General features: G+C 72.0%; 6 protein-coding genes. 5 read left to right on the forward strand and 1 reads right to left on the reverse strand.

All coding sequences use genetic code 11. The annotated features are described in order from the left end of the window. Positions 1-57 precede the first annotated feature (57 nt). From D7V80_RS24155 to D7V80_RS24175, 5 genes are all read left to right on the forward strand, one after another. Positions 58-1,407: a hypothetical protein gene (locus D7V80_RS24155; protein ID WP_233585674.1), complete on the forward strand. Its 1,350-nt coding sequence runs from the start codon at positions 58-60 to the stop codon at positions 1,405-1,407. 66 nt (positions 1,408-1,473) lie between these two features. Then, a complete protein-coding gene (locus D7V80_RS24160; RefSeq protein ID WP_120590401.1) occupies positions 1,474-2,406 on the forward strand; it encodes a vWA domain-containing protein in 933 nt (310 codons plus the stop codon). After that, positions 2,406-3,386, forward strand: coding sequence for a VWA domain-containing protein (locus D7V80_RS24165; protein ID WP_120590402.1), 981 nt, complete (start codon positions 2,406-2,408; stop codon positions 3,384-3,386). The genes D7V80_RS24160 and D7V80_RS24165 overlap by 1 nt, the downstream gene beginning before the upstream one ends. 21 nt (positions 3,387-3,407) lie before the next feature. Continuing rightward, positions 3,408-6,119: a cation-translocating P-type ATPase gene (locus tag D7V80_RS24170; RefSeq protein ID WP_120590403.1), complete on the forward strand. Its 2,712-nt coding sequence runs from the start codon at positions 3,408-3,410 to the stop codon at positions 6,117-6,119. A gap of 168 nt (positions 6,120-6,287) precedes the next feature. Further along, on the forward strand, positions 6,288-7,700 hold the full coding sequence (locus D7V80_RS24175; protein ID WP_120590407.1) for an L-serine ammonia-lyase: 1,413 nt from the start codon (positions 6,288-6,290) through the stop codon (positions 7,698-7,700). A 4-nt stretch (positions 7,701-7,704) separates the two neighbouring features. On the opposite strand, the gene D7V80_RS24180 is transcribed toward D7V80_RS24175, so the two are convergent. Beyond that, positions 7,705-10,359 (reverse strand): protein kinase (locus D7V80_RS24180; protein WP_370452529.1); only part of this gene is annotated, 2,655 nt, incomplete at its 5' end.

Raw genomic sequence — 10,359 nt, forward strand, 5'->3', positions numbered from 1 at the left:
TCCACGCCGTTCCGCGGACCCGGGGAAGCCGCCCCACCACTTGATTGCCCCAGCGGCTTGCGCCAGCCTGTCTCGGCCTCCGTGAGCCCACCCCGCTACTTCGTTCCCCACGCCGCCAGCCCGGTCGAACCCGTGCCGTGCGATGCCTCGGAGGTCGTCCACGCGCTGGACGCCTTCCGGCTGGAGCCCGCGTACCTGGGCGAAGCCGAGTGGTTCGTCTGCACCGACGTCGTGGGCCAGCTCCAGCTCATCCCCGGCAGCGAGCGCGCGCGGTTGCCCGCGTCCGTGCAGGCGCAGCTCGCGCACCATGAAGTCGCCTCCGGCAAGCCTCCGCGCCGCCTGGCCGCAGCGGAGCTGTTCTTCTTCTCCCCGGAGGTGGTGGAACACCCCTCCAACACGGACGGCTTCAACGACCCCGTCTATCTCTACGGCACGCTCACGGGCCCGTGGCCGGGCAACGCCGTCACGCGCGTGAACGGGCAGCTCACCGTCACCCGGGGCGACGTGCTCGCGGGCTTCGCGCACGGCGCGCAGGACGCCTTCCACTACGTGAAGGACGCGGAGAGCCGCGACGTGCCCCGCGCCTACCACGCGCTGTTGCCGGGCGACCGCGCGGATCAGCTGGCGCAGGGGCGCGGGCTCGTCCTCACCTATCCCGCGGTGCCCGCGGAGTTGCAGGCCCACCACGCGGCCAACGGCGCGCAGGTCGCGAGCGTGCTGCACACGGTGCTCACCCAGCTCCAGGAGGACGCCCGCGCGAACCAGGGTCCCCAGGCCATCGCGTCGCTGGAGCTGCCCGTGCCGAGCCGCGCGATGGCCATCGCGGACCTGGAGCTGCGCGGCTACGAGGTGAAGGGCGACATCGCCACGCCGCGCCCCACGAAGGGCGGGCTGGTGGGGAAGCTCGCCGGCTGGCTCCAGGACGAAGCCGTGCGCGTGCCCCGGGAAGCGCCTCCTCCCGAGTTCCTGGAGCTCGCGCGCCGCGTGCTGCCCCTGCTGCCGGGCTGGCCCACGGAGACGGAGCGCACGCTGCGCGCCCACGTGCTCGCGGGCACGCTGTCCCCGGGCACGCCGGTGATGCGCCCCACGGCGCCTCGCGCGCCCACGCCGCCCGCGTCCATCCCGCCGCGCCTGCCCACGCCTCCCGTGCGTTCCAGCGAGTGGATGCAGGACTTCATCGGCGCGCACGGCAAGCCCGGCGGCGCGAAGCCGCGCCTCACGCAGCTGCAACCGAAGCCCGCGCCCCGGCCGCCTCCCGCGAAGCCTTCATCCCCGGCCACATGGCAGGCGGACTTCGCTCCGGTTCCGGCTCCGGCCGCGCCCGCCCGTCCGGCAACCAGGCAGCAGCAGAAGGCGCCCGCCCCGCCCCGCAAGAAGCCGGACTGGATGAGCGACTTCGACGACTGACCCCGCCCTCGTTTGCGGTGCTCGCACTCCGGGCGATAGCGTTTTCAACCTCCAGAAAGGCAGACCATGGGACACGAGAAGCCGATCGAGCCGTTTTCGGACCTGCACCGCGAAGGGGACCACGTGCGCGCGGTGCTGCTGCACGACCCCACGGTGGAGGGCCTGGACATGGCCATCTACATGGACGCGTCCGGCAGCATGCGCGAGGAGTACGCCTACAAGGCGCAGCAGCGCACGTTCCTGGAGTGGCTGCGCGGCGCCCCCATGAAGGAGGCCTCCAACGACGTGGAGCCGCAGGTCCGGTGGATGCTGGAGTATCTGGCCACCAAGGACCGCAACGGCCTGTTGCGCGTGGCCTACTGGGCCTGTGGCACCAACGGCCGCCAGGTGGAGCCCGTGGGTGAGCTCAAGGGCACCGACGTGAAGCAGTACAAGTTCCCCGGCGCGAAGCAGCTGGGCGGCTACACGTACCTGGAGCCCGCGCTGCGCGACTACGTGAAGTACCTGGAGGAGCAGGTGAAGGTGGGCGCCAAGCGCGGCTGCGCCATCATCGTCACCGACGGCCGCCTCCATGACGCCGAAGCGGTGGAGAAGTTCTCCGCGGAGGTGGCGAAGAAGATCGCCTCCGGGCGCCTGCCGCGCATCAACTTCGTGCTGGTGGGCGTGGGCGACGACATCGACGAGGAGCAGCTGGAGCACATCGCCCACGCGGAGTTCCCGGGCGTGGGCCACCTCTGGTGCCACCGCATCGCGAAGGAGATCACCCAGGTGGCGGAGCTGGTCGCCGTGCTGGTGGACGAGACCATGACGGTCGCCGCCGGCGGCACCATCTACGACGACAAGGGCAAGGTGCTGAAGACGTACGAGGGCCGCCTGCCCGCGGTGCTGGAGTTCGACGTGCCGGAGGAGGCCAAGAGCTTCACGCTGGAGGTGAACGGCCAGCGCTACACCCAGCCGCTCCCCGACGAAGACCACGACGAGGACGAGGACCACCACTGATGGCCGGCCACGAAGTCATCAACCGCCCCTTCTCCGACGTCCACCGGATGGGCAACAAGGTCGTCGCGACGCTGTTGCACGACCCCACCGTGGAGGGCCTGGACGTGGCCCTCTACATGGACGGCTCCGCGAGCATGGAGAACGCGTACGGGCCGCGCGGCATCCTGGCGAAGCTCGCCCCGGTGAAGAACCAGGTCGAGCCGCAGATGCAGTGGATGCTGGAGTACCTGGCCAACAAGGACCGGGACGGCAAGGTGCGCGTCACCTACTGGGCCTGCGGCGACGGCACCCAGCTGGAGATGGTGGGCGACCTCACGGGCCCGCAGGCCAAGGGCTACCGCTTCCCCGGGCCCAGGTCCTACGGCAAGGCCACGGTGATGCTGCCGGTGCTGCGCGACTTCGTGGCGCACATCAAGCAGCAGGTGGGCGAAGGCGCCAAGCGGGGCCTGGCGGTCATCATCACGGACTCGCAGATCAACGACGCCCATGACGTGACGGCCTACGCCACGCAGGTGGCCAAGGAGATCGCCTCCGGACGCCTGCCGCGCATCAACTTCGTCTTCATGGGCGTGGGCGAGCACGTGGACGAGGAGCAGATGGAGGAGATCTCCCATACGACCTATCCGGGCGTGGGCCACCTCTGGTGCCACCGCCACGCGGACCGCATGGAGGAGATGGCGGAGCTCGTGGCCGTGCTGGTGGACGAGACGATGACCGTCGCCGCCGGCGGCACCGTCTACGACGAGCAGGGCCAGGTCCTGAAGGTCTACGAGGGCCGCCTGCCCGCGGTGCTGGAGTTCGACATTCCCCCGACGTGCAAGCGCTTCACGCTGGAGGTCGCCGGCCAGCGCTTCGACCAGCCCGTCCCCGAGGAGCACGAGGACGAGGACCACCACGACGAGGATGAGGACGAGAAGCCCCAGGCCGCGCCGCCTCCGGCCGCCGCGTCCTCGCACTCACGCCGCGGACACCGCCACTAGGGCGACAGGAAGAGCCAAGCCATGTCGGAGCAGAAGAAGAGCGGGTCGCGGTTCGGTTCGTTGAACATCAAGGGCCTCAAGGAGGCGCCGGCAGGCGGCAACGTCGTGCAGCGCCACGTCCACGGCCCGGGGTGCAACCATGACCATGGCCATGAAGGCCATGATCACCACGGCCACGACCATCACGGTCATGACCACGCGCATGCGCACGGCGAGCCCCACGCTCACGGCCCTTCCTGCTCCCATGGCCACGACCACGGGCATGACCACCACGGCCATGCCCACTCCCAGCGCGTCATCCGTCCGCCGGCCCACCGTCCGGCGGAGGGAGGCGGCTCGGCGCTCCAGTTGGACCTGGAGGGCACGCTGCCGGGAGAGACGGACGACCAGGGCCGCTTCGCGCGGCTGGAGGCGGCCCTGGAGTCGCAGCACGGCATCACCGACGTGCACCTGCGCCGCGACGCGGGCCACGCGGAGGTGTGCATCCACTACCAGCCGTCGCTGGTGAGCGTGTCGAAGCTGCTGACGCTCGCCAAGAAGACGGGCGCGCAGGTGGCCGCGCGCTACCTGCATCACACCTGGTTCGTGCGCGGGATGGGCTCCGCGGACGCGGCCCAGGTCATCGAGCACGCGGTCTCCAAGATGAAGGGCGTGCTCACCGCCAGCGTCGCGTACGCCAGCGAGCGTCTGGTCATCGAATACGACAAGGAGGAATTGAAGCTGCCGGACGTGGAGGCCCGGGTGAAGGCGCTCGGGTACGGGCTGGAAGTGCCCATGGCGGGCCACGCCTGTTCGCACCACGCGCACGGCGGCGGTCTGGCGCCGCTGCTGGAGCTGCCCCTGGTGGTCGCCTCCGGCGTGCTGCTGGCGGCGGGCTTCGTGGTGGAGCACTTCGCGCTGGCGCCGCCGCTGGTGGCCACGGTGCTCTGGGCGCTGTCCATGGCGAGCGGCGGCTTCTTCGCCATTCGCGGCTCGGTGCAGTCCATCGCGCAGCTGCGCATCGACATCGAAACGATGATGGTCGTGGCGGCGCTGGGCGCGGCGGTGCTCGGCGCCTGGTTCGAGGGAGCGTTCCTGCTCTTCCTCTTCAGCGCGGGCCACGCGCTGGAGCACCGGGCCATGGAGAAGGCGCGCCGCTCCATCGAAGCGCTGGGCCAGCTGCGCCCGGAGGTGGCGCGCGTGCGCCGGGGCTCGGAGGTGGTGGAGGTGCCGGTGGCGGACGTGAAGCGCGGTGAGCGCATCGTCGTGCGCCCGGGCGACCGCGTCCCGCTGGACGGCGTCATCCTCGAAGGCAAGAGCTCCCTGGACCAGGCGGCCATCACCGGCGAGTCCATGCCGGTGGCGCGCAAGCCGGGTGACGAGGTGTTCTCCGGCACCATCAACTGCGAGACGGCGCTGGAGGTGGAGGTGACGCGCCTGTCGTCGGAGTCCGTGCTGGCGCGCGTGGTGGACATGGTGGCGCAGGCGGAGGCGCAGAAGGGCAAGCGGCAGCGCTTCGCCCAGCGCCTGGAGCGCACGGTGGCGCCGCTCGTGATGGCGTCCGCGGTGGTGTTCCCGGTGGTGCTGGTGCTGACGGGCACGCCGATGAAGGAAGCGGTGCTGCGCGCGGTGGGGCTGCTGGTGGCCGCGTCGCCGTGCGCGCTCGCCATCTCCACGCCGTCCGCCGTGCTCTCCGCGGTGGCGGCGGCCGCGCGCGGCGGCGTGCTCATCAAGGGCGGCATCTACCTGGAGCTCTTGAGCGGCATCCGCGCCATCGCCTTCGACAAGACGGGCACGCTCACCGTGGGCCGCCCCCGGCTGCTCACCACGTGGGCCGCGCCGGGCGTGACGCGCGAGGAGCTCTTGGGCACCGCCGCGGGCGTGGAGGCGCTGTCCGCGCACCCGCTGGCCAAGGCGGTGGTGGACGGCGCCGCCGAGGCGCGCATCGCCGTGCCCGCGGGCCGCGACCTGGAGGCCATCCACGGCCAGGGCATCCGCGCGAAGGTGGGCGACGACGCGGTGGAGGTGGGCAGCACGGCCCTCTTCGCGGGCGAGGCGATTCCCGCGGAGGTCACCGCCGAGGTGGCGCGGCTGGAGGCGGCGGGCCAGACGACGATGGTGGTGCGCCGCGCGGGCCGCTACCTGGGCGTGCTGGGCGTGGCGGACACGCTGCGCGGCGGCGCCCGGCAGGTGGTGCAGGCGCTGAAGGCGGGCGGCATCGAGCGCACGGTGATGCTGTCCGGCGACAACGCGCTCGTGGCCCGCTCCATCGCGCAGCAGGTGGGCCTGGACGAGGCGAAGGCGCCGCTGATGCCCGTGGACAAGGTGACGGCGGTGAAGGAGCTGGGCCGCACGCACCCGGTGGCCATGGTGGGCGACGGCGTCAACGACGCGCCCGCGCTCGCCGCCGCCGCGGTGGGCGTGGCCATGGGCGGCGCCGGCAGCGACGCGGCGCTGGAGACGGCGGACGTGGTGCTGATGAGCGACGACCTGGCGAAGCTGCCCTTCGCGCTGGAGCTGTCCAAGCGCGCCACGGCCGTGATGAAGCAGAACCTGGTCATCGCGCTGGGCGTGAGCGCGGTGCTCGTGGTGGCCGCCGTGCTGGGCCTCACGCGCATCAGCCAGGCCGTGGTGCTCCACGAGGGCAGCACGCTGCTCGTCGTCTTCAACGGCCTGCGCCTGCTCGCCTTCCGGCCGAAGGCGCCCGCCTCGCCGCCCCAGCCCGCCACGGGGCCCCAGCCCGCCGCCGGTTAGCCCGCACGCGTCATGCTTGGCGTGGCAACTTCCCCTACGCCCGGAGGAGCGGGCGCACGCGGGACGTGTTGTCTTGCCGGCTGCATGACTTGAAGTGGATGCATGCAGCGCGTCGTGAGCGGGGTGTCACAGGCGGCGCGTGTTGAACGTGGCATGGTGGGAATCGCCATGCCTGTCAGCGTCTTCGACCTCTTCAAGATTGGAATTGGACCCTCCAGCTCGCACACGGTGGGGCCCATGCGCGCGGCCCGCACGTTCGTGGTGGGGCTGTCGGACGCGGGGCTCCTGGAGCGCGTGACGCGGCTCAAGGTGGAGCTGTTCGGTTCGCTGGGCGCGACGGGCAAGGGGCACGGCAGCGACAAGGCGGTGCTGCTGGGCCTGCGCGGCGACACGCCCGAGGACGTGGACGTGGAGAAGGTGCCGGCCATCGTCGCGCACTGGCGCGCGGAGGGGCGCGTGTCGCTGCTCCAGCGGCTGGTGCTCCCCTTCCGCGACGGCGAGCACCTGGTGATGCACAAGCGCAAGGTGCTGCCCTACCACCCCAACGGCATGCGCTTCACCGCGTTCGGCGAGGGCGGGGAGACGCTGGCCTGCCGCATCTACTACTCGGTGGGCGGCGGCTTCGTGGTGGACGAAAACGCGGCGGCGGGGGCGGATCCGCTGCGCGCGGAGAGCGCGTCGGTGCCGCTGCCGTTCAAGTCCGCGGAGGAGCTGCTCCAGCACTGCGAGCGGGAGAAGCAGCCCATCAGCACGGTGATGCTGCGCAACGAGCTGGCGTCGCGGAGCGAGGAGGACATCCGCGCGGGGCTCCTGCGCATCTGGACGGTGATGCAGGCGTGCGTGACGCGCGGGTGCACCACGCCCGGCATCCTGCCCGGCGGGTTGAAGGTGGAGCGGCGCGCGGCGGCGATGTACCAGCGGCTCATCAGCCGGCCGGAGGCGGGGCTCACCAATCCATTGACGGTGCTGGACTGGGTGAACCTGTACGCGCTCGCGGTGAACGAGGAGAACGCGGCGGGCGGGCGCGTCGTCACCGCGCCCACCAACGGCGCTGCGGGCATCATCCCGGCGGTGCTGCACTACTACTGGCGCTTCGTGCCGGGGGCGAACGCGGACGGCGTGGTGCGCTTCCTCCTCACGGCGGGGGCCATTGGCTCGCTCTACAAGGAGAACGCGTCCATCAGCGGCGCGGAGGTGGGCTGCCAGGGCGAGGTGGGCAGCGCATGCTCCATGGCGGCGGGAGGGCTCGCGGAGGTGCTGGGCGGCACGCCGCTGCAGGTGGAGAACGCGGCGGAGATCGCCATGGAGCACAACCTGGGGCTCACCTGCGACCCGATTGGCGGACTGGTGCAGGTGCCCTGCATCGAGCGCAACGCGATGGCGTCCGTGAAGGCCATCAACGCCGTGCGCATGGCGCTGTCCGGCGACGGGAAGCACTTCGTCAGCCTGGACAAGGTCATCAAGACGATGCGCGACACCGGTCGCGACATGAAGGACAAGTACAAGGAGACCGCGCGCGGCGGCCTCGCGGTCAACGTCCTGGAGGTCGCGAACCTCAGCGTCGGCCTGCCGGAGTGCTGAAGGCCTACCGCCTGCGCTTGCCACCGCGCCCGGCGGACACGGGCACCGCCTTCACCACCGGGGCGGGCCGGGCGGAGAGCCACGCCTCGACCTCCTTCGACTGCGCGGTGCGCCCCGCGGACCTGAAGCGCGCGAGCGCCTGTGACGCCGCGTCGCGCGCCTCCGCCTCCTCGCCCTCCGTCCACAGCGCCTGCGCCAGCGCGAAGCCGGACTCGCCCAGCGAGTCCTCCTGCACGTCCTTGAAGGACAGCGCCTGCTTCAGCGTGGCAATCGCGTCGCGCGTGCGGCCCAGGCCCAGCTGCGCCTGCCCCACGCCATCCAGCGAGTAGTAGACCAGCTCGTCCTCTGGCCCCAGCTTCGCCTCCTTCACCTTCCGCGCTTCCTCGTAGTCCCGCAGCGCGTCCTCGTAGCGCTTGAGCGCGAGCAGGCTCATGCCCTCCTCGTCCAGCGCCTCCGCCAGCTTCACGCTCTGGTTCCCCAACAGCGTGCGGTGCAGCGACACCGACACCCGCGCGTGCTCCAGCGCCCCGGTGAAGTCCCGCTGCTCGCGCAGCGCCATGGACAGCGCCTGATGCCTGCGCGCCGTGTCCAGGTGCACGGGCCCCATCGCCTTCTCCGTCTGGGCGAGCGCGTCCTTCAGCACCGTCACGGCCTGCGCGCTCTTGCCCGTCTCCAGCAGCGTGCGTCCCAGCGTGAACGTCACCCGCGCGCGCTTGGGATGCCCCTCCGGCAGCGCTGTCGCCAAGAGCCCCGACGCCTGCTCCAGCAACTTCAGCGCGTCGTCCGGGTGGTCCTGCATCAGCGCGAGGTTGGCCGCGTTCACCTTCAGGTCGCTCTCCAGCACCGGGTCGCCGCCCACGCGCTTGAGCGTCGCCTCACCCAACCGGCCCCAGCGCTGCGCGAGCGCGAACTGCTCCTGCTCGCCATCCACGAAGAGCAGCTTGTTCATCACCGCCACCGCGAGCCGGTCCGCCCTGCCAGCCTCCGCGTCGTAGACGGCCTGCTCCAGCACCGCGCCGCCCGCGGCCTTGTCGCCCAGCACCGCCTGCGCCCAGCCCAGGTGGAACCGCAGCTCCGCCATCAGCGGCAGGTAGCCCGTGGCCAGGACGCGCGCCTCCGCGGCCTTCGCCAGCTCCAGCGCCTTGGGCATCCGGCTCAGGTCCACGCGGGCCTTCACGTCCGCCAGCGTCCCCTCCAGCTCCTCCAGCTCCGCGCGCTTCGCGGGATCCGCGGGCCGCGGCTGAAGCTCCGTCAGCGACTCCACGTCCGCGCAGTCCCCCGGCGAGGGCAGCGCGTAGGCCGCGTCCAGCGACTTGTCCACCAGCGCCACGTCCGCCGTCTGCAGCGTGGCCACCAGCGCGCCCAGGTCCTTGCGCCGCCGCTCCAGGCACACGAAGCGCTGGGACAGCAGCTCCTCCGTCTGCACCTCGCGCACGCGCGTGTCCTCGCACGCCGCCGTGTGCTGCTTCGCCCACTCCGCGCCGTAGCCGTCCAGCACCTCGCCCACCCGGCGCGCCATGTCCTGCGCCACCGGGCTCTTCGTCGCGAGGAACGACTGCTTCACCTTCTCACGCGCGTCCGCCCCCCAGCGCTCCGCCACCAGGGCTGGCGCGCCCTCGCACACCTGCGAGCGCGACCACGCCACCCCACCCGCCACGCCCAGCACCACCGTGGCCGCCACCGCCGCTCCCGCGCGGCGCTGGAGCAGGGCCCGCCGCTCCCGCTGACCCAACACCGTCAACAGCTCCGCCATGGAGCGGAACCGGTCGCGAGGCTCCAGCGACAGCCCCTTCATCAGCGCGCGGCGCACCCACGCCGGCACCTTCGAGTCGCGCGGCGGCTCCACGATGGGCGACGGCGGCAGCACCTGCACCGCCGCGGCGCCCGTCACGCCGGGCCCGTCATCCGCTCCGACCTGGGGCCGCAGCTGGGACGCCACCCGCGACAGCTCGTCCGGATCGAACGGGCGGATGCCGTACAGCGCGCGGTACAGCGCCGCGCAGAAGCTGAATTGATCCGACCGCGAGTCCAGCAGCTCGCCCCGGAACTGCTCCGGGGACATGTACGCGGGCGTGCCCATCACCAGGCCCGCCTGCGTGAGCTGCGAGTTCAACGGCGAGTCGTCGCCCACCGGCCGCGTGCGCTCGCCGTCCTCGTCGTCGTCCTCCGCCTCGCCCATGGGCCGCGCCAGCCCGAAGTCCGTGACGTAGACGCGCCCGTCCTTGCCCACCAGCACGTTGGCCGGCTTGAAGTCCCGGTGCACCAGCCCCGCCGTGTGCGCCGCCTCCAGGCCCTGCCCCGCCGCCAGGTACTTGTCCAGCAGCTCCTGCCACGTCCGGGGCTTCGCCTTCGTCCAGTCGCGCAGCGTGCCGCCGTCCACCAGCGCCATCGCCACGTAGACCTGATGCTCCCACTGCCCCACCTCGAAGACGGGGATGACGTTGGGATGGGAGATGCGCGCCATGGCCTGCGCCTCGCGCAACAGCCGCGCCCGCCCCTGCTCCAGGTCCTCGTGGCCGCCCTTCACCCGCAGGAGCTTCAGCGCCACCTTGCGGTCCAGGTCCGGGTCATAGGCGGCGTACACCACCCCCATGCCCCCCTGCCCCAGCACCTTCAGCGGGACGAACCGGCCCACCTGCCGCGACGACAGCCGCTGCGA

This window comes from Corallococcus sp. CA054B, assembly GCF_003611625.1.
Lineage (GTDB): Bacteria > Myxococcota > Myxococcia > Myxococcales > Myxococcaceae > Corallococcus > Corallococcus coralloides.